Origin of the sequence: Maritimibacter sp. (assembly GCF_016774595.1) — a bacterium.
GTDB lineage: Bacteria > Pseudomonadota > Alphaproteobacteria > Rhodobacterales > Rhodobacteraceae > Maritimibacter > Maritimibacter alkaliphilus.
This window is the reverse complement of the sequence record NZ_JACBWT010000001.1, coordinates 574,383-592,310: the sequence shown is the minus strand read 5'-3', so window position 1 is coordinate 592,310 and position 17,928 is coordinate 574,383. Positions and strand designations below refer to the sequence as shown.

General features: G+C 65.1%; 18 protein-coding genes. 8 read left to right on the top strand and 10 right to left on the bottom strand.

The genetic code is table 11. The features are described from left to right. Window positions 1-63: 63 nt before the first annotated feature. From arsC to HOY44_RS03005, 3 genes are read right to left on the bottom strand one after another with little or no spacing between them, the layout of a single operon-like run. The gene (gene arsC, locus HOY44_RS03015; protein ID WP_287432947.1) at window positions 64-411 is read right to left on the bottom strand and encodes an arsenate reductase (glutaredoxin); all 348 of its coding nucleotides are present in this window, start codon (window positions 409-411) and stop codon (window positions 64-66) included. Then, window positions 408-1,472 carry a quinone-dependent dihydroorotate dehydrogenase gene (locus tag HOY44_RS03010; RefSeq protein WP_287432946.1) on the bottom strand — a complete coding sequence of 355 codons (1,065 nt, stop codon included), beginning with the start codon at window positions 1,470-1,472 and terminating at the stop codon, window positions 408-410. The genes arsC and HOY44_RS03010 overlap by 4 nt, the downstream gene beginning before the upstream one ends. Further along, window positions 1,469-1,807, bottom strand: a complete 339-nt coding sequence (locus HOY44_RS03005; RefSeq protein ID WP_008335061.1) for a DUF952 domain-containing protein — start codon at window positions 1,805-1,807, stop codon at window positions 1,469-1,471. The genes HOY44_RS03010 and HOY44_RS03005 overlap by 4 nt, the downstream gene beginning before the upstream one ends. Window positions 1,808-2,013: 206 nt before the next feature. On the opposite strand from HOY44_RS03005, the gene HOY44_RS03000 reads away from it, so the two are divergent. The 3 genes from HOY44_RS03000 (at window position 2,014) to HOY44_RS02990 (ending at window position 4,643) form a co-directional block, all read left to right on the top strand. Then, window positions 2,014-3,582, top strand: coding sequence for a bifunctional metallophosphatase/5'-nucleotidase (locus tag HOY44_RS03000; RefSeq protein WP_008335062.1), 1,569 nt, complete (start codon window positions 2,014-2,016; stop codon window positions 3,580-3,582). A 95-nt stretch (window positions 3,583-3,677) separates the two neighbouring features. After that, on the top strand, window positions 3,678-3,986 hold the full coding sequence (locus HOY44_RS02995; protein ID WP_008335063.1) for a DnaJ family domain-containing protein: 309 nt from the start codon (window positions 3,678-3,680) through the stop codon (window positions 3,984-3,986). 15 nt (window positions 3,987-4,001) lie between these two features. After that, window positions 4,002-4,643 (top strand): SOS response-associated peptidase, encoded by a 642-nt coding sequence (locus HOY44_RS02990; RefSeq protein WP_138422666.1) that lies wholly within the window; start codon window positions 4,002-4,004, stop codon window positions 4,641-4,643. 152 nt (window positions 4,644-4,795) lie between these two features. On the opposite strand, the gene HOY44_RS02985 is transcribed toward HOY44_RS02990, so the two are convergent. From HOY44_RS02985 to HOY44_RS02960, 6 genes are all read right to left on the bottom strand, one after another. Beyond that, on the bottom strand, window positions 4,796-6,106 hold the full coding sequence (locus tag HOY44_RS02985) for an NAD(P)/FAD-dependent oxidoreductase (RefSeq protein ID WP_287432944.1): 1,311 nt from the start codon (window positions 6,104-6,106) through the stop codon (window positions 4,796-4,798). Further along, window positions 6,103-7,458, bottom strand: a complete 1,356-nt coding sequence (locus tag HOY44_RS02980) for a glutamine synthetase family protein (RefSeq protein WP_138422668.1) — start codon at window positions 7,456-7,458, stop codon at window positions 6,103-6,105. The genes HOY44_RS02985 and HOY44_RS02980 overlap by 4 nt, the downstream gene beginning before the upstream one ends. After that, window positions 7,458-8,267 (bottom strand): ABC transporter permease, encoded by an 810-nt coding sequence (locus HOY44_RS02975; protein ID WP_008335070.1) that lies wholly within the window; start codon window positions 8,265-8,267, stop codon window positions 7,458-7,460. The genes HOY44_RS02980 and HOY44_RS02975 overlap by 1 nt, the downstream gene beginning before the upstream one ends. Further along, window positions 8,264-9,154, bottom strand: a complete 891-nt coding sequence (locus tag HOY44_RS02970; RefSeq protein ID WP_287432943.1) for an ABC transporter permease subunit — start codon at window positions 9,152-9,154, stop codon at window positions 8,264-8,266. The genes HOY44_RS02975 and HOY44_RS02970 overlap by 4 nt, the downstream gene beginning before the upstream one ends. Then, window positions 9,151-10,302 (bottom strand): ABC transporter ATP-binding protein, encoded by a 1,152-nt coding sequence (locus tag HOY44_RS02965; RefSeq protein WP_287432942.1) that lies wholly within the window; start codon window positions 10,300-10,302, stop codon window positions 9,151-9,153. The genes HOY44_RS02970 and HOY44_RS02965 overlap by 4 nt, the downstream gene beginning before the upstream one ends. A 63-nt stretch (window positions 10,303-10,365) precedes the next feature. Beyond that, window positions 10,366-11,451 carry a polyamine ABC transporter substrate-binding protein gene (locus tag HOY44_RS02960; protein WP_287432940.1) on the bottom strand — a complete coding sequence of 362 codons (1,086 nt, stop codon included), beginning with the start codon at window positions 11,449-11,451 and terminating at the stop codon, window positions 10,366-10,368. 165 nt (window positions 11,452-11,616) lie between these two features. On the opposite strand from HOY44_RS02960, the gene HOY44_RS02955 reads away from it, so the two are divergent. The 3 genes from HOY44_RS02955 to HOY44_RS02945 all read left to right on the top strand — a co-directional run bounded on the left by HOY44_RS02955 (window position 11,617) and on the right by HOY44_RS02945 (window position 15,175). After that, window positions 11,617-12,273: a GntR family transcriptional regulator gene (locus HOY44_RS02955; RefSeq protein WP_138423286.1), complete on the top strand. Its 657-nt coding sequence runs from the start codon at window positions 11,617-11,619 to the stop codon at window positions 12,271-12,273. Between the two features lie 87 nt (window positions 12,274-12,360). Further along, on the top strand, window positions 12,361-13,758 hold the full coding sequence (locus HOY44_RS02950; RefSeq protein WP_287432939.1) for an aspartate aminotransferase family protein: 1,398 nt from the start codon (window positions 12,361-12,363) through the stop codon (window positions 13,756-13,758). 109 nt (window positions 13,759-13,867) lie between these two features. Further along, window positions 13,868-15,175, top strand: a complete 1,308-nt coding sequence (locus tag HOY44_RS02945) for an NAD(P)/FAD-dependent oxidoreductase (RefSeq protein WP_287432938.1) — start codon at window positions 13,868-13,870, stop codon at window positions 15,173-15,175. Between the two features lie 15 nt (window positions 15,176-15,190). Here HOY44_RS02945 and HOY44_RS02940 read toward each other — a convergent pair whose 3' ends face one another. After that, complete coding sequence (locus tag HOY44_RS02940) at window positions 15,191-16,039, bottom strand: helix-turn-helix domain-containing protein (RefSeq protein WP_287432937.1); 849 nt, start codon at window positions 16,037-16,039, stop codon at window positions 15,191-15,193. 89 nt (window positions 16,040-16,128) lie between these two features. Between HOY44_RS02940 and pobA the strand changes: the two genes are divergently transcribed. After that, the gene (gene pobA / locus HOY44_RS02935) at window positions 16,129-17,310 is read left to right on the top strand and encodes a 4-hydroxybenzoate 3-monooxygenase (protein ID WP_287432936.1); all 1,182 of its coding nucleotides are present in this window, start codon (window positions 16,129-16,131) and stop codon (window positions 17,308-17,310) included. A 161-nt stretch (window positions 17,311-17,471) separates the two neighbouring features. Beyond that, window positions 17,472-17,879 (top strand): universal stress protein, encoded by a 408-nt coding sequence (locus tag HOY44_RS02930; RefSeq protein WP_008335089.1) that lies wholly within the window; start codon window positions 17,472-17,474, stop codon window positions 17,877-17,879. The last annotated feature ends 49 nt before the right edge of the window (window positions 17,880-17,928 follow it).

Sequence of the window (17,928 nt, the reverse complement as noted above, 5' to 3'; positions counted from 1 at the left end):
TGCGGCCGGTCGCCGCGATGCGGGGCCAGCCCCGCACCCCGAGGTTTCCTGAAACAGAGAAGATCAGAGGATGTCGAGCACCTGTTCCGGCGGGCGGCCGAGCCGCGCTTTGCCGTTCGCGAAGACGATGGGGCGTTCGATGAGTTTCGGCGTGGCGGCCATGGCGACGATCAGGCTGGCCTCGTCGCTGCCTTTCGACAGGCCTTGCGCCTTGAATTCCGGCTCCTTGGTGCGCATCGCCTGAAGCGCGGTGAGGCCGAGGGCGGCGAGGGCCGCGCGGATCTCGTCCTCGGTCGGGGCGTCTTCGAGGTATTTGCGCACGGTGGGCGTGATCCCGCGTTCTTCGATCAGGGCCAGCGTTTCGCGCGACTTCGTGCAGCGCGGGTTGTGCCAGATGGTGACGTCGCTCATAGCCAGTTCTCCGTTTCCGTGCCGATGGCGGTCGAGATGTGGTCGTGTCCGTCGGCGGCGAGCATCCGGTCGAGCCCGCGCGCGATGTCGTCCACGAGGCTCAGGCCCTGATAGGCCAGCGCCGTGTAGAGTTGGACGGCGTGGGCGCCCGCCTTGATCTTGGTATAGGCGTCTTCGGGCGACGAGATGCCGCCGACGCCGACAAGCGGAAGGTGGCCGCCGGTCAGCTTGGCGAGGCGGGCCAGCGTGCGCGTGGACTTTTCGAACAATGGGGCGCCGGAAAGGCCGCCTTTTTCGTCCCGGCTTGCACTTTTCAGACCTTCGCGGTCGAGCGTGGTGTTGGTGGCGATGATCGCATCGAGCTTCACCTCCTGCGCCACCTGCGCGATTTCCGCGATCTCGGCTTCGGTCAGATCGGGCGCGATCTTGAGGAAGACCGGGATGATCTTGTCCATCCCCTGCCGGGCGTCCATCACGCCCGACAGAAGCGCGCGGAGCGCCTCGGCCCCTTGCAGGTCGCGCAGCTTCTCGGTGTTGGGCGACGAGACGTTGACGGTCACGAAATCCACCACCGGGCCGCAGCGTTTCAGCACCTCGACGTAGTCGCGTGCCCGATCCGCGCTGTCCTTGTTGGCGCCGAGGTTCAGGCCCACCGGGACGCGCGTCTTACGGTTTCGCTTGGTCAGACGTGCGAAGGCCGCGTCCATCCCGTCGTTGTTGAAGCCGAAGCGATTGATGACTGCCCGATCTTCGGACAGGCGGAACATGCGCGGTTTCGGGTTTCCGGGCTGGGGGCGCGGCGTAATCGCGCCGACCTCGACGAACCCGAACCCGGCCTGCGTCAGGGCATCGACCACCTCGGCGTTCTTGTCGTAGCCCGCCGCGAGCCCCACGGGGTTGGCAAGGTCCAGCCCCGCGACGTGGCAGGCGATGCGGGGCGAGGTGAAGGTGCCGGGCAGGGGCACAACCCCCGCTTTCATCGCCGTCAGCGCCAGCCGATGCGCGCGCTCGGGGTCGACCCGGTGCAGGGCGAACAACCCGACCCGTTCGACGAGGTTCATCGCACGTCCGCCGGAAGCTCGTGGCCGGTCTCGCCGAGCGGATAGGGTTTGGCCCAGACCACGTCGGTCGCGTCCAGCTTGCGGTAAAGATGCGGGAACAGGGCCCCGCCGCGCGACGGCTCCCACCTGAGCGTATCGCCGAGCGCCTCGGTGTCGAAGGCGACGATCATTAGCCCGTCCTCGTTCGCGAAATGCTTCGCCGCCGTCTCGGCCACCTGATCGGCGGTCGAGAAATGGATGTAGCCGTCGGTGACGTCGATCGGCGCACCGTCGGTTTCGCCGGCGTCCTGATAGGACTGCCATTCATCTGCGCGGAATATCTTGTAGATCAGCATGACCGTCCCTTGCCGCGCGGGCGAGGTCTGGTCAAGGGGGGGCGACGCGCGGGGGCTGGCCGATGCCTGCGACGAGGGCAGATGCGCCTTTTACACGGGCGTCATGCAGATTTGGCAAGTGAGACGGGCGCTTGCCTTTGACAGGGGGCGCGACTCGTCACAATCTGACCGGATAGTCAAAACATAACGATACAGGGAGACACCCCATGAAACGCGTCCTCGGCTCTGCCGCCGTGCTCGCTCTGTCCTCCGGCATGGCCTGGGCGGATTTCAACCTCACCATTCTGCACACCAACGACTTCCACGCCCGGTTCGAGCCGGTCAGCAAGTACGACTCTGGCTGTTCGGCGGAAGACAACGACGCGGGCGAATGCTTCGGCGGCTCCGCGCGGCTCGTCACGGCCATCGAAGAGGCCAAGGGCCGGGCCGAGAACTGGCTGCTCGTCGATGGTGGCGACCAATTCCAGGGCACGCTGTTTTACACCTATTACAAGGGTGCGCTGGCGGCCGAGATGATGAACAAGATGGGCTATGACGGGATGACCGTCGGCAACCACGAGTTCGACGATGGTCCCGAAGTGCTGGCCGGGTTCATGGATGCGGTGAATTTCCCCGTGCTCATGTCCAACGCGGATGTGTCGGGCGAAGAATTGCTGGCCGACAAGCTGATGAAATCGACGGTGATCGAGAAAGGCGGCGAAAAGATCGGCCTGATCGGCCTCACGCCTATCGACACCGACGAGCTGTCGTCGCCGGGCAAGAACATCATCTTCACCGATCCGTCGGACGCGGTGCAGGGCGAAGTGGACCGGCTGAGCGAAGAGGGCGTGAACAAGATCATCGTCCTCAGCCACTCGGGCTACGGCGTCGATCAGACGGTGGCCGAGAACACCACCGGCGTCGACGTGATCGTGGGCGGCCACACCAACACGCTGCTGGGCGACATGGACGGGGCGGCTGGCCCCTATCCGACCGTGGTGAACGGGGTTCAGATCGTATCCGCCTATGCCTATGGCAAGTTTCTGGGCGAGCTCAACGTGACCTTCGATGACGAGGGCAACGTGACGGCGGCGTCCGGTGCTCCGCTGGTCATGGACGCGGCCGTGACCGAGGACGAGGCGACCAAGAGCCGGATCGCCGAAGCCGCCGCGCCGCTGGACGAGATCCGCAACAAGGTCGTGGCCGAAGCCTCGGCCGCCATCGACGGGTCGCGCGACACCTGCCGGGCGGGCGAATGCCAGATGGGCAACCTCGTCGCCGAGGCGATGCTCGACCGGGTCGCCGATCAGGGCGTGACCATCGCGATCACCAACGGCGGGGGACTGCGCGCGTCCATCGACGCGGGCGAGGTGACGATGGGCGAGGTTCTGACGGTGCTGCCGTTCCAGAACACGTTGTCGACCTTCGAGACGACGGGGGCGAACATCGTCGCCGCGCTCGAGAACGGTGTGAGCCAGGTCGAAGAGGGCGCGGGCCGTTTCCCGCAGGTCGCGGGCCTTCAGTTCACCTGGGATCCCGAGGCCGAGCCGGGCAGCCGGATCGTCGACGTCTATGTCGCCTCCGGCATGGACTGGGAGCCGATCGACCCCGAGGAGACATATCTCGCCGTGACGAACAACTACGTGCGCAACGGCGGGGACGGCTATTCGGTGTTCGAAGGCGCGGCCAATGCCTATGACTTCGGGCCCGATCTGGCCGATGTGACGGCGGAATACCTCGCCGCGATGGGGCCCTATGAGCCCTTCACCGACGGACGGATCAAGACCGCCGAGTAAGTTGTGTGACGTGACGGGAGCCCCCGCCGGGAGACCGGCGGGGGCTTTCTTTTTGCGCGCCTGCGCCTATCTTTGTCAGCGAAAGGATCACGCGCATGGATCATCCCCTCATGGACCTCATCTCGGCCAAGATCGCCGAGGCCGAGAAGAACGGCGAGTTCGACAACCTGCCGGGCGCGGGCAAGCCGCTGCCGCCCGAGGACGACCCGGAGAACGCGCTCCTGCGCCGTGTGATGCAGGAAAACAACGCGGTGCCGCCCTTCATCGCGCTGGGCCGTGAGTTGGAAAAGCTGCGTGAGGAGTTGCGCCAGACCACGGATGCCGTGTCGCGCAAGGACATCATGAAAGAGATGTCGATGATGGAGGCGCGGATCGCCATCGCCCGCAAGGGCTGGACAGGCTGATCCATGTGCGGGCGCATGGCCAACACCTTGCCGCATGACGCGGTGGCCAAGCTTTTCGACGCCGTGCCGGCGAATGCGCTGCCCCAACTTCCCGATTACAACATCTGCCCGACGCAGGACGTGGCCGTGGTCACGCAGGAGGAGGGCCGGCGCTATCGCCCGATGCGCTGGGGCTTCGTGCCGGTCTGGTACAAGAAGCTGAACGACGGGCCGTTGCTCATCAACGCGCGGTCCGAGACGGTGGCGGAGAAACCCGCGTTCCGAAAGGCGGTGCGGGAACGGCGCTGTCTCGTGCCGGTTTCGGGGTTCTACGAATGGTTGCGCGAGGGCGACGAGAAGCTGCCGCATTACTTTCACCGCGCCGATGGCGAACCGTTGGTCATGGCCGGGATCTGGCAGGAGTGGGGGGAGGACGGTCTGCCCACGCTCGCCGTGCTCACCACCGAGGCGAACGCGCTGATGGCGCCGATCCACAACCGGATTCCGGTGGTGATCGAGCAGGACGACTGGGGCAAGTGGCTGGGCGAAGAAGGGCATGGGGCCGCGACGCTCATGCAGGCGCCGGGCGAAGACGTGCTGACCTATCACCGGGTGGACAAGGCCGTGAATTCGAACCGCGCCTCGGGGCCTGCGCTGATCGAACCTCTGGCCGCGTGACCTGACGGAGCGGGCTTGCGCCCGCGCTCTCAGATATGAGGGGTGAACCCCTCAAACACCCCGTTTATCGTTGAGGGGTAAACCCCTCAAACACCCCGTGCGAGAGGGCCAGCCCTCTCGCGCTCTCCCGAGGTTTCCTGAAACAGAGAAGATCAGAGCGCGTCGCGGAGCGCGGCGAGCGGGTAGCCCAGGCGCAGGATGTTGCGGCGCAGGGGGGAGAGCGGGAAGGGGCTGAGCGGCGTGCGCATCGGTGCCGGGCGGATGTCGTCGCCCAGCATGAGGCGCGCGGCGGCGTGGCCGGACCATGTGCCCATCGCGACGCCGTTGCCGTGGTAGGCCATCGCGGCAAGGGCGCTGGGATCGCCGCCGATTTCGGTGACGTGGGGCAGAAGATCGCGGGAATAGGCGAGGAGGCCCGACCACGTGTGGGGAATGTCGACGTGGCACCATGCGGGGAACATGGCGTGGAAATGGGCGAGCAGGCGGCGGGTGGTGCGGGCCTCGGCGCGGGCTGTGGCGCGGATGCCGCCGCGCATTCCGAACAGAAAACGCCCGTCCGGCATCAGCCGGAAATAGTGGAGCAGACGGCGCGCGTCATAGGCCATGAGGTCCGAGGTCCAGCCCTGCGCCGCCAGTTCGGCTTGGGTGAGGGCGCGCGTGACGAGCACGTTGGACTGGATCGGCAGGACGGGGGCGCGCAGCGGGCCGAGCCGTTCCGGCGTATAGCCGTTGGTGGCGACGAGGATGCGATTGGCGGTGAGGGTGCCGGCGGGCGTGCTCAGACGCCAGCGGTCCCCGGACTTGTCGAGGCTCTGGACCGGGCTTTGGCCGTAAATCCGTGCCCCCGCCGCGCGGGCGGCGTGGGCGAGGCCGGTGACATAGGCCCCGGCGTTGAGGCCGAAGCCCCTGCGCAGGTGAAGGCCCGCGTGAAAGCCGGGGCCGCCGAGACCGCGCGCGTCGAGGTCCGCTTTCGAAAGCACGGTGGCGGGCAGGCCCTGCGCCTCGCAGGCGCGGGCTTCCTCCGTGAATGCCTTGCTCGCGCGGGCGGAATGGGCCAGCAGCACCTCGCCGTCCGAATGACGCTGGACGTCGAGGGCGTGCCGTTCGATCAGGGCCGAAACGTGGTCGATGGCCGCGCGTTGCGTGTCGAGGAACGCCCGGGCGCCATCGGTCCCGAACCGTTTCGTCAGCATCGCATCGGGCAGGGCCGTGCCGCCGATGCAGCAGAACCCGCCGTTGCGCCCCGACGCGCCCCAACCGGGCACCTGTGCCTCGAGGACCGTGACGCAAACGCCCGCCTCGGCCAGCGTGAGGGCGGCCGACAGGCCCGTGAAGCCCGCGCCGATGATCGCCACATCCACCGCGCCCTCGCCCGAGAAACCCGGCCAGTCGCGGTCGATCCCCCATGCGCACTTCGCGCGGGGCGCTTCGGTATAGGCCCGCGCTTCGTAAAGGTGGCTCACAGCCGCCCGAGATAGGTGCGGTATTCGATCTGGCTGATCGCGGTGGTGAGCTGCGAAATCTCGTCCCGGCGCACGGCGGCATAGATGTCGCGGTAGCCCGGCAGAAACATCTCGTCCGCCACGTCGCTTTCCGCGAAACACTCGACGGCGGTGTACCAGTCCGAGGTCAGCGGGTCCGAGAACTGGCCGTTCTGTTCGTCGAGGGGGGCGGGGAGCGGCAGGTCCGGGTGGTCGAGACCATAGAGCATCCCGCCGAGCACACCCGCGACGACGAGGTAAGGATTGGCATCCGCGCCCGCGATCCGGTGTTCGAGCCGCGCGCCGGGGCCTTCGACCTCGGGCAGGCGGACGGCGGCGGCGCGGTTGTCCATGCCCCAGTCGGGCGTGTGCGGCGCGAAGCTGCCCGGCTGGAAGCGCCGGTAGCTGTTCATATGCGGGGCGAAGATCGCCTGAAGATCGTCCATCGTGTCGAGCACGCCGGCGACGGCCTGTTTCAAAAGCGGCGAGGGGTCTTCGGTGCCCGCGTCGAAGATGTTCTTGCCCTCCGCGTCCACGACCGAGACGTGCACGTGCATCCCGTTGCCGGGGTAGTCGGCATAGGGTTTCGCCATGAAGGTGGCCGACATGCCGTGCTTTCGGGCCACCCCGCGCACGAGGCGGCGGAAATAGAGCGCGTCGTCGGCTGCGGCCATGACGTTGTCGGTGTGGTGGAAATTCACCTCGAACTGGCCGGGGCCGTATTCCGCGATGAGCGTGTCCGGGGTCATCCCCTGATCCCACGCCGCGTCGAGAATGTCGTCGAGGATCGCCTGCGTGCGGTCGAGCACGTCGAGGTCGAAGTTCTGCGCGGTGGGCGAACGGTCCGGCGGGATCGGCGCGTCGTTCATGTCTTCGCGCGGCTTGTAGAGGTAGAACTCAAGCTCGGTCGCGACCACGGGCGTCAGGCCGCGCGCGGCGTAGCGTTCCAGCACGTTTTCAAGCTGACGGCGCGGGGAATAGGGCGCGACCTCATCGTTCTCGTCATGCATTTCGCACAGCACCTGCGCCACGCTGCCGCCCGAGGCCGAGGCCCACGGGACCGGGCGCAGCGACCCGGGGACGGGAAAGAGGTGCCCGTCGGGGTCGCCGATGGCGATGCCGAGGCCGGTATCCTCGACCTCTTCGCCCAGAATGTTGGGCGCATAGGTCGACAGCGGCATCCGCACGCCGCCCTTGGCCAGCTTTTCCTCGTCGTCGCCGGGCAGCCATTTGCCACGCAGGATCGCGTTGATGTCGCACATCATCAGTTCGACGCGTTCAGGGCGCCCGTGCTCGGCGCAGAAGGCCGCGTATTCGTCGAGGAAGTCTTTCATCACATCACTGCGTTTTCTTCGCGCTTGCGGCGGACCACCGCGCGTTTGGTCGAGATCGAGAAGGTGATCACGCCGATTGTTACGAACCCGATCAGGATCGAGGAGAGCGCGTTGATCTCCGGGCTGACGCCCAGCCGCACGGCCGAGAAAATCTTGATCGGAAGGGTCGTGGAGGACGGACCCGAGGTGAACGAGGCGATCACGAGGTCGTCCAGAGACAGGGTGAAGCCAAGCAGCCAACCGGATACCACCGCCGGTGCGATGATCGGAAGCGTTACGCTGCGGAAGGCGTCCCATGGCGTACAGCCGAGGTCCAGCGCGGCCTCCTCCAGCGAGCGGTCGAAGCTGACGAGGCGAGACGACACGACGACGGCTACGTAACACATGGCGAAGGTCGTGTGGGCGAGGATGATGGTCAGCATCCCCCGGTCGAGGCCGACGGCGATGAAGAGGAGCAGGAGCGACAGGCCCAAGATCACGTCGGGCATGACGAGCGGGGCATAGATCATGCCGGAGAACAGCGTCTTGCCGAAGAACTTGCCGCCGCGCACCAGCACGTAGGCCGCCGCCGTGCCGAGGATCGTGGCCAACGTCGAGGAAAACACCGCGACGCGCAGGGTCACCCATGCCGCGTCGAGGAACGCCTCGTTTCGGAACAACTCGCCGTACCATTTGGTCGAGAAGCCCGCCCAGACCGTCACCAGTTTGGATTCGTTGAACGAATAGACCACGAGGATGATCATGGGCATGTAGAGGAACGCGAAGCCGATGGTCAGGGAGGTCGCGTTGAACCAGCTCAGACGTCTCATCCCTCGGCCTCCCGCTGTTTCTCCTCGTTGCGCTGGAACAGCACGATGGGGATCACGAGGATGGCGAGCAGGATCACCGCCACCGCCGAGGCCACGGGCCAGTCGCGGTTCGAGAAGAACTCCTCCCACAGCACCTTGCCGATCATCAGGGTCTGCGAGCCGCCAAGCAGCGCGGGGATCACGAATTCGCCCATGACCGGGATGAAGACGAGGAAACAGCCCGCGATGATCCCGTTGCGCGACAGCGGGAAGGTGACGAGCCAGAAGGCCTGAAACCGGGTGCAGCCAAGGTCTTCGGCCGCTTCCAGAAGCGAGCCGTCGAGCTTTTCCAGCGCCGAATACAGCGGGAGCACCATGAAGGGCAGGTAGGTATAGACGATGCCGATATAGACCGCGGTGGGCGTGTTCAGGATCGTGAGCGGTTCGTCGATCACCCGGATCAGCATCAGGAACTGATTCAGCAACCCCTCGTTGGCGAGAATCGCTTTCCACGAATAGACGCGGATCAGGAAAGACGACCAGAACGGCAGGATGACCAGCATCATCAGCGTCGGGCGCCATTCGTCGGGCGCGCGGGCCATGCCGTAGGCCAGCGGGTAGGCGACACAGAGCGTGAGGAAGGTCGACAGGAGCGCGATGCGCAAGGACGACAGGTAGGCCTTCCAGTAAAGGTCGTCGGTCGTCAGGAACTTGAAATTGTCGAGGTCGAGTTGCGACAGGAAATCCTTGATCCCCGCCCATCCCTGACTGAAGTCGAGGTTGGGGGTATAGGGCGGGATCGCGAGGGCGATATCGGACAGGCTGATCTTGATGACGATTAGGAACGGCACCAGAAACAGCGCGATCAGCCACGAATAGGGCAGGAGGATGAGCGCGGCGCGTCTCATTCCGACAGCACCACGCCCGCCGACGACCGAAAGCCCAGCCAGACGTTATCTTCCCACGTGTAGTCGCGGCGCGATATGCGGCTGGCGTTGGTCATGGTCGCCTTGACCATCTGACCCCCCGGCAATTCCACGTGATAGGTCGACAGGTTGCCCAGATAGCCGATGTCGATGATCTTGCCCTGCATCGCGTTGGCGCGGTCTTCGGGCGGGTCTTGTGTCACGACGATCTTTTCGGGGCGGATCGCGAAGGTGACCTTGGCCCCCTCGGCGATCTCATGTTCGCATTCCGTCACTTTGATCGGGTCCACGCCCTCGGCATAGGTGATTTCGTAAGCATGCTCACCTGTTTTGGCGGCCGTGCCTTCGATCAGGTTCACGTCACCGATGAAGTCGGCGACATAGACCGAATTCGGGGTTTCATAGATCGCGGGCGGCGTGTCCACCTGCTTGATGACGCCCGCGTCCATCACCGCCACGCGGGAGGCGACCGTCATCGCCTCTTCCTGATCGTGGGTCACGATGACGAAGGTGGTGCCGGTCTTTTCCTGAATATCCATGAGCTCGAACTGCGTCTCTTCCCGCAGCTTCTTGTCGAGCGCGCCCAATGGTTCGTCGAGGAGCAGAAGCTTCGGCGCCTTGGCGAGCGAACGGGCCAGCGCCACGCGCTGCCGCTGACCGCCGGAAATCTGGTGCGGCTTGCGTTTGGCGAAGCGTTCGAGCCGGGTGAGGCGCAGCATCTCGTTCACGCGGTCCGGGATCTGCTCTTTCGGCATGTCCGAGCGTTTCAGGCCGAAAGCGATATTGTCGTAAACGGACAAGTGCGGGAACAGCGCGTAACTTTGGAACATCATGTTCACGGCGCGCAGGTTCGGGGGGACGTTCGCCATGTCCTGACCACCGATCTCGATCCTGCCTTCGGTCGGGTTTTCGAAGCCCGCGAGCATCCGCATCATCGTGGTCTTGCCGCAGCCCGAGGGACCGAGCAGCGCGAAAAACTCGCGCTCGTAGATGTCGAGTGTCAGGTCGTCGATCGCGGTGAAGTCGCCGAACCGTTTGGTGACGTTCCTGAACCGGATCAGCGGCACGGCGTCCGGGTCGGTCCACGGCGCGAACACGGTCGTGTTCGGCTTGCTGTTAGGTTCGGCCATCTGTCCCCCGAGGCAGAAAGGAAACCCCCCCGCGCTCTTGGTGGCGCGGGGGGCAGGTCAGGCTCAGGTGCCCGACTTGATCTTGGTCCAGAGGCGCGTCACGACCCGCTGCACGTCCGCCGGATAGGGCGTCGTGGTGAACAGGTTGTCCAGCGTCTCTTCGCTCGGGTAGATCGCCGGATCGCCGATCACGTCTTCGAGCAGGAACTCCTGCGACGCCTTGTTGCCGTTGGCGTAGTAGACGTAGTTCGACGCGGCGGCCATGTTCTGCGCGTCCATGATGAAGTTCAGGAACTTGTGCGCGCCTTCCGGGTTCGGGGCGTCGACCGGAATGGCCATCTGGTCGAACCACATCTGGGCGCCTTCCTTCGGCACGACGTATTCGATCACGTTGCCATTGTCGGCTTCGGCGGCGCGGTCGCGGGCCTGAAGGATATCGCCCGACCAGCCGACGGCCACGCAGATGTCACCGTTGGCCAGCGCCTCGATGTACTCGGACGAATGGAACTTCTGGATGTAGGGCGCGATGCCCGAATAGACCTCTTCGACCTTGGCGATCACGTCGGGGTCGTGGCTGTCGGGGTCTTCGCCGATGTAGTTCAGGGCCGCCGGGATCATTTCAGCGGGCGCGTCGAGGAAGTGGACGCCGCATTCGGCGAGCTTTTCCATGTTCGCGGGGTCGAAGACGAGCGCCCAGCTGTCGGTCGGGGCGTTGTCGCCCAGAACCTCGGCCACCTTGCCGGTGTTGATGCCGATGCCGGTGGTGCCCCACATGTAGTTGATCGCGTATTCGCCGCCGGGGTCGTACTTGTCGGTCCGGGTCGAAACCACGTCCCACATGTTCTCGATGTTGGGCAGTTGTGCCTTGTCGAGCTTCTGGAAGGCGCCGGCGCTGATCTGGCGCTGAAGGAAGGTGCCGGTCGGCACCACCACGTCATAGCCGGATCCGCCCGCGAGCATCTTGGTCTCGAGCACTTCGTTCGAGTCGAACACGTCGTAGATCAGGTCGATGCCCGTCTCTTCCTCGAACTTGGTCAGAAGCTCTTCGTCGATATAGTCCGACCAGTTGTAGACCCGCACCTCTTCGGCCATCGCGCTCCCTGCGATCAGCGCGAAGCTGGCGGTCATGGTCACCCATGTGGTTTTCATTTTCGTCTCCCTTGTTGGACTCTGGTCCGATTTTCGCGTTATTTGATCAAAAGTGACTGTTGTCGGCAAGCCGGTCAAGCGCAAGCCCTTCCGGTGATCGGGGTTGAGACTATCGGCCAAGCCGCCAAACGCAATGGCCAGATGCCTGGCGCCAGAGGAATTGATGTGAACGCTTCGACCGAGAAATTGCCCGACCACGAACGCGCTTACCGGGCGCTGCGCGACATGATCCTTCATGGCGAACTGGCGCCGGGGCAGGCGGTCACGATTCAGGGGCTGGTCGAAACGCTTGGTCTGGGCATGACCCCGGTGCGCGAGGCGATCCGGCGGCTTACGTCGCGGGGTGCGCTGGAGTTCAAGGGCAACCGCCGCGTTTCGGTGCCGGAGATGGACGCGGCCACCTATGACGAGCTTGCCTTCGTGCGCCTGTCGGTGGAGCCGGAACTGGCGCGCCGCGCCGTTGAAAATCTGGACGACACCGCGATCCGCGAGCTCGAGGCGCTGGATGCGCGGGTCGATGACGCCATCGAACGCGGCGACGTGCGCGATTACCTCGAGGCCAATCGTTTGTTCCACACGCGGCTGTATCAAGCGTCGGGGGCGGACGTTCTGCTCCAGATATCCGAGATGCTCTGGCTGCGCTCCGGTCCGTCCTTGCGCGTCATGCTGGGGCGCGCGGGCACAGCCAACCTCCCCGATAAGCACCGCGAGGCGCTGGCGGCGATGCGGGCGGGCGATGCCGATGCCTGCGCCGAGGCGATCCGGGGCGACATCTTGCAGGGGATCAAGCAGGTGACCTCGACCCTCAGCGATGCCGGATGATGACGCGGCCTTCGCGTTGACAGTCCAAAATTTGATCATATTGTGAACGCGACTTTTCCGACCCCCGTTCGCGAACCGGAGCACCCCATGAACAAAATCACGAATCACATGCCCACCGCCGAGCTTCAGGCGATCGACGCGGCGCACCACATGCACCCGTTTACGGCCAACGACGAACTGGCCGCCAAGGGCGCGCGCGTGATCACCCGCGCTTCGGGCGTCACGCTGACCGACAGCGAGGGCGAGCAGATCCTCGACGCCATGGCGGGGCTGTGGTGCGTGAACATCGGCTATGGGCGCGACGAACTGGCCGAAGTGGCGGCCCGGCAGATGAAGGAACTGCCCTATTACAACACCTTCTTCATGTCGACGCATGTGCCCGCCATCGCGCTGGCGCAGAAGCTGGCCGAGCTTGCGCCGGGAGATCTGAACCACGTCTTCTTCGCCTCGGGCGGGTCGGAAGCGAACGACACCAACATCCGCATGGTGCGCCGCTACTGGGACCAGATGGGTAAGCCGAACAAACACGTCATCATCAGCCGCAAGAACGCCTATCACGGCACCTCGGTCGGCTCCGGCAGCCTTGGCGGCATGGCCGGGATGCACGCGCAGGGCGGGATGCCGATCCCCGATATCGTGCATATCGGCCAGCCCTACTGGTATCTCGAAGGCGGCGACATGAGCCCGGAAGACTTCGGCCTGATGCGCGCCCGCGAGTTGGAAGCGAAGATCGAGGAACTGGGCGAGGATCGCGTCGCGGCCTTCATCGCCGAACCGATCCAGGGTGCGGGCGGCGTCATCATCCCGCCCGATAGTTATTGGCCCGAGATCAAGCGCATTTGCTCGAAGTACGACATCCTGCTGATCGCGGATGAGGTCATCACCGGCTTCGGGCGCACCGGCGAATGGTTCGGCTCGCAGTATTACGACATTCAGCCCGACATCATGACCGTCGCCAAGGGCCTGTCGTCAGGCTACGCGCCCATCGGTGCCTCGTTGGTGTCCGACAAGGTGGCCGAGGTCATCGATTCGGGCGAATTCGCGCACGGATACACCTATTCCGGCCACCCGGTCGCGGCCGCCGTGGCGCTCGAAAACCTCAGGATCATGGAAGAAGAGAAGATCGTCGACCATGTTCAGAACGAAGCCGCGCCCTATCTCGCCGAGAAATGGCATTCGTTGGCCGATCACCCCTTCGTGGGCGAGACGACCATCGTGGGCATGATGGCTTCGCTCGCCCTGACCGCCGACAAATCCGTGCGCAAACCGTTCAAGGCGCCCGCCGGCACGGTCGGCTACAAGACCCGCGAACGGTGTTTCGCCAACAACCTCATCATGCGCCATGTCGGTGACCGGATGATCGTGGCCCCGCCGCTGGTCATGCAGAAGTCCGACATCGACACGCTTTACGAGCGGGCGGTGAAATCGCTCGACGAGGCTTATAAAAACGTCAAGGACGCGGGCCTGATGGAAACCGCCGACTGATTTGAGCCAGACGGATCGCCGCTTGGGGCGATCCGGATCGCGCCCGACCCGCCCCCAGGGCGGGCGCGAACGCCCACCCTCGGGCCGGGCGCAATCCGGAGGGCGTTTCTTGACCCGTCTCGACATTCTCACCGCCAATGACCGGCCGGGCGAATACCCGGCGTCTTACTACGCGGCCAGCACCCCGGCGCTGGACCCGATGCCGCCCGCCGAGGGCGACATTCGCGCGGACGTCTGCATCATCGGCGGCGGGTTCACGGGCCTCTCTTCGGCGCTCCACATGGCCCAAGCGGGGCTTCGGGTCGTGGTGCTGGAGGCGCAGCGCGTGGGCTTCGGCGCCTCGGGCCGGAACGGCGGGCAAGTGAACACCGGGCAGCGGCAGGATCAGGACGTGCTGGAGGAGATGGTCGGCCTTGAGCGCGCCCGTGCGCTGTGGGATCTGGCCTGCGAGGCGGTGGAGCTGACCAAGAACTATGCGGCGGCTCACGCCCCGGACGCGGGCTTCGCGCCGGGGGTTATCCACGCCGACCACCGGGCGCGCTATGTGGCCGAGAGCCATGCCTATGTGCGCAAGCTGAACGAGGATTACGGCTACGACAGCATCCGCGCGCTCGACCGGGACGAGCTGCGCGCGCTGTGTGCCTCGGAGGCCTATCACGGCGGCTCCATCGACATGAACGCGGGCCATTTGCACCCGCTCGCTTACGCGCTGGGCCTTGCCCGTGCGGCGCGGGATGCAGGCGCGGTGCTCTATGAGCGAAGCCGCGTGATCCGGGTGCGCGAGGGCGACCCGGCGGTGGTCGAGACCGGGGCGGCGCGTGTGACCGCCGACCATGTGCTCTGGGCGACCAACGGTTACATGGGCCGGGCCGAGCCGCGTGTGGCGGACAAGGTCATGCCGATCAACAATTTCATCGTCGCGACCGAGCCGCTGGGCGATCTGGCGGACGACTTCCTGCCGGGGAACCACGCGGTCGCGGACAGTAAGTTCGTCATCAACTATTTCCGGCTGTCTCAGGACAAACGGATGCTGTTCGGCGGCGGCGAAAGCTACGGCTACCGCTTCCCCGATGACATTGCGGCCAAGGCAGGCAAACCGATGCGTGAGATTTTTCCGCAACTCGCTGACGCACGGATCGACTATGCCTGGGGCGGGACGCTGGGGATCACGATGAACCGGATGCCGCATTTCGCGCGGCTCGCGCCCAACATCTATTCCGCGACGGGCTATTCCGGGCAGGGGGTCGCCATCGCGACGCTGGCGGGCAAGCTGGTGGCCGAGATGGTCGCGGGTCAGGCGGGGCGGTTCGACCTGATGGCCGAGGTGCCGACGCAGCGCTTTCCGGGTGGGGCGGCGTTGCGAACGCCTCTGCTCGTGGCTGCGATGCTCTGGTTTTCGCTCCGCGACAGGCTATAGCGGCGGATTTTCCGATCATCCCCGCGCCTCGATCTGCTGACGGAACGCGCGTGGCGACAGGCCCGTGGCGCGGGAAAAGACGCGGCTGAAATGCGACGGGTCTTGGTATCCCAACGCATAGGCCACTTCGGACACCGACAGGTTGGAATAGGCGAGGTTGCGGCGCGCCTCGCGGATGATTCGATCCGTGACCACGCCGGAAGCCGGGCGGCCCGTGGCCTGCCGCATCACCCGGCTCAGATGCGTGGGCGTGACGGCGAGACGGTCGGCATAGTCGGACACCGCCAGATGCTCGGTGAAATGGGCTTCCACCAGCGCCTCGAACCGGCGCTGGAGCGTTGTGTCCGACGACAGCGCAGCGGGCGCGTTTGCCGCGATGGCCCGTGCGACCAGACCGGCGAGCAAAGCGATCCGCGCGCGCAACACGTGGGCGCGCCCGAAATCCCGCGTCTCGTATTCGTCGAAGATCGCACAGATCGTGTCGCGGATGTCCAAGTTTCCCGGCACCTGCGCGGGGTTCGAAAGGACAGGGCGCAGGCCCTCACCTTCGGCCAGCCATTCGTCCAGAACCTCGCTCGCCACCGTGACGACCCAGCCCTCGGTCCCCGGTTCGAAGCTGTAGGAATGCACGCAGCCGGTGGGCACGTTCACCACCGTATTGTCAGATAGGTCCACTTCGGCATCATCGAAACGGCCCCGCGCGGCGCCGCGATGCAGCATGAGGAACTGGTGGAGCCGCCCGTGCCGATGCGGCGTCAATTCCCAATCATGCAAGGCCGAACGCACCTCGATCGTCTCGCAATGGACGACATCGGGAAGGTCCGAAAGCTCTCCGAACAGGTTGAAGTTGTCAATGCGGCTCATGTTCGATCCGTACCTGTTTCGGACGGGTCGGTCCATTCAAAACGCCGCGGCGCGCGGGCATCTATCGCACAGATACGAGGAGGAAACGCATGACCACCATCAAAACGAAAGTCGGCATCATCGGCGGCGGCCCGTCCGGGCTGCTCCTGAGCCAGCTTCTGGACCTCAAGGGCATCGACAGCGTCGTGCTGGAACGCAAGTCGCGCGAGTATGTTTTGAGCCGCATCCGCGCCGGTGTGCTCGAGCAGGGGTTCACCGATCTCATGCGCGAAGCGGGCGTGGGCGAGCGGATGGACCGCGAGGGCGAGTTTCACGATGGTGTCGTGATTTCGGACAACGGGGTCGAACATCGCATCGACCTCAAGGGTCTGACCGGCGGCGATACGGTGATGGTCTACGGCCAGACCGAGGTGACGCGCGATCTGTATGATGCGCGCGAAGCTCGCGGCGGCAAAGTCATCCACGACGCGGACAACGTGCAGCCGCACGACCTGACCACCGACGCGCCTTATCTGACCTATGAGAAGGACGGGGAAACGCACCGGGTGGACTGCGATTTCATCGTGGGCGCCGACGGCTTCCACGGCGTCAGCCGCAAGTCGATCCCGGCCGATCAGATCCGCGAATACGAAAAGGTCTATCCCTTCGGCTGGCTCGGCATCCTGTCGGAAACCAAGCCGGTGAACGACGAGCTGATCTATGCGCGATCCGACCGGGGCTTTGCGCTCTGTTCGCTGCGCAGTCAGGTTCTCAGCCGCTACTACGTGCAGGTGCCGCTGGACGACAAGGTCGAGGATTGGTCGGACGAGCGGTTCTGGGACGAGCTCAAGGCCCGACTGCCCGAGGATGTGGCGGCGCGGCTGGAGACCGGCCCGTCGATCGAGAAATCCATCGCGCCGCTCCGGTCCTTCGTGTGTGAGCCGATGCGCTATGGCAACCTGTTCCTCGCAGGTGACGCGGCGCATATCGTGCCGCCGACCGGGGCCAAGGGGCTGAACTCGGCCGCAAGCGACATCTACTACCTCTATCACGCCATGATCGCCTATTACGACGAAGGCGACGCTTCGGGGCTGGACAGCTATTCCGAAACCGCGCTGCGCCGGGTGTGGAAGGCCCAGCGGTTCAGCTGGTGGATGACCTCGATGCTGCACCAGTTCCCGGATCACCCGGAGTTCGAGCAGAAGATGCAGGAAACCGAGCTGGACTATTTCCTCGGCTCGGAAGCGGCCCGGATCACGCTGGCCGAAAACTACGTCGGCCTGCCGTTCTAACGCGCCGCGCCACGCACGCAGATCAGCGCCCCCGGCATCGTCCGGGGGCGTTTTCGTTTGGGGGACAGGGGACCATGCGCTAGCGTTTTACTTGACCTATGTCATGGCGACGCACGCCTGAGCGCAGGTATCAGAAGATAACCGCAACAGGAGCTTAAGCCATGTACAAGAACATCCTTGTGCCCATCACCTTCGACGAAACGCGCGACAGCAAGACCGCGCTCGAAATCGCCCACGCGATCTCGGAAGACGGCGCCAAGATCACCGCGCTGCATGTGGTCGAGGAAATCCCGTCCTATGTCGCGCAGTATCTGCCCGAGGGTCAGATGGCCCATAACGTGCAGGACATCGAAGCCACGCTGGCCGAGAAGATCAAGGACGAGGTCGGGGTCGACGTGGTGGTGATCGAGGGTCACGCAGGCCACACGATCGTCGACTATGCCGCCAAGAACGGCGTGGATTGCATCGTCGTGGCCTCACACCGGCCGGGCTTTCAGGATTATTTCCTGGGCAGCACCGCTGCGCGCGTCGTACGCCACGCGCCATGCTCGGTCCACGTGGTGCGCTGAGGGGGCTCTGAGCACCATGGGAGGAGAGGCGGGTCGCTTGCGGCCCGCC

What these genes read in the sequence shown, in the direction of transcription:
- arsC (WP_287432947.1), bottom strand. Translation starts at nt 411, where the DNA reads ATGAGCGACGTCACCATCTGGCACAACCCGCGCTGCACGAAGTCGCGC.
- HOY44_RS03010 (WP_287432946.1), bottom strand. Translation starts at nt 1,472, where the DNA reads ATGAACCTCGTCGAACGGGTCGGGTTGTTCGCCCTGCACCGGGTCGAC.
- HOY44_RS03005 (WP_008335061.1), bottom strand. Translation starts at nt 1,807, where the DNA reads ATGCTGATCTACAAGATATTCCGCGCAGATGAATGGCAGTCCTATCAG.
- HOY44_RS03000 (WP_008335062.1), top strand. Translation starts at nt 2,014, where the DNA reads ATGAAACGCGTCCTCGGCTCTGCCGCCGTGCTCGCTCTGTCCTCCGGC.
- HOY44_RS02995 (WP_008335063.1), top strand. Translation starts at nt 3,678, where the DNA reads ATGGATCATCCCCTCATGGACCTCATCTCGGCCAAGATCGCCGAGGCC.
- HOY44_RS02990 (WP_138422666.1), top strand. Translation starts at nt 4,002, where the DNA reads ATGGCCAACACCTTGCCGCATGACGCGGTGGCCAAGCTTTTCGACGCC.
- HOY44_RS02980 (WP_138422668.1), bottom strand. Translation starts at nt 7,458, where the DNA reads ATGAAAGACTTCCTCGACGAATACGCGGCCTTCTGCGCCGAGCACGGG.
- HOY44_RS02975 (WP_008335070.1), bottom strand. Translation starts at nt 8,267, where the DNA reads ATGAGACGTCTGAGCTGGTTCAACGCGACCTCCCTGACCATCGGCTTC.
- HOY44_RS02970 (WP_287432943.1), bottom strand. Translation starts at nt 9,154, where the DNA reads ATGAGACGCGCCGCGCTCATCCTCCTGCCCTATTCGTGGCTGATCGCG.
- HOY44_RS02965 (WP_287432942.1), bottom strand. Translation starts at nt 10,302, where the DNA reads ATGGCCGAACCTAACAGCAAGCCGAACACGACCGTGTTCGCGCCGTGG.
- HOY44_RS02960 (WP_287432940.1), bottom strand. Translation starts at nt 11,451, where the DNA reads ATGAAAACCACATGGGTGACCATGACCGCCAGCTTCGCGCTGATCGCA.
- HOY44_RS02950 (WP_287432939.1), top strand. Translation starts at nt 12,361, where the DNA reads ATGAACAAAATCACGAATCACATGCCCACCGCCGAGCTTCAGGCGATC.
- HOY44_RS02940 (WP_287432937.1), bottom strand. Translation starts at nt 16,039, where the DNA reads ATGAGCCGCATTGACAACTTCAACCTGTTCGGAGAGCTTTCGGACCTT.
- pobA (WP_287432936.1), top strand. Translation starts at nt 16,129, where the DNA reads ATGACCACCATCAAAACGAAAGTCGGCATCATCGGCGGCGGCCCGTCC.
- HOY44_RS02930 (WP_008335089.1), top strand. Translation starts at nt 17,472, where the DNA reads ATGTACAAGAACATCCTTGTGCCCATCACCTTCGACGAAACGCGCGAC.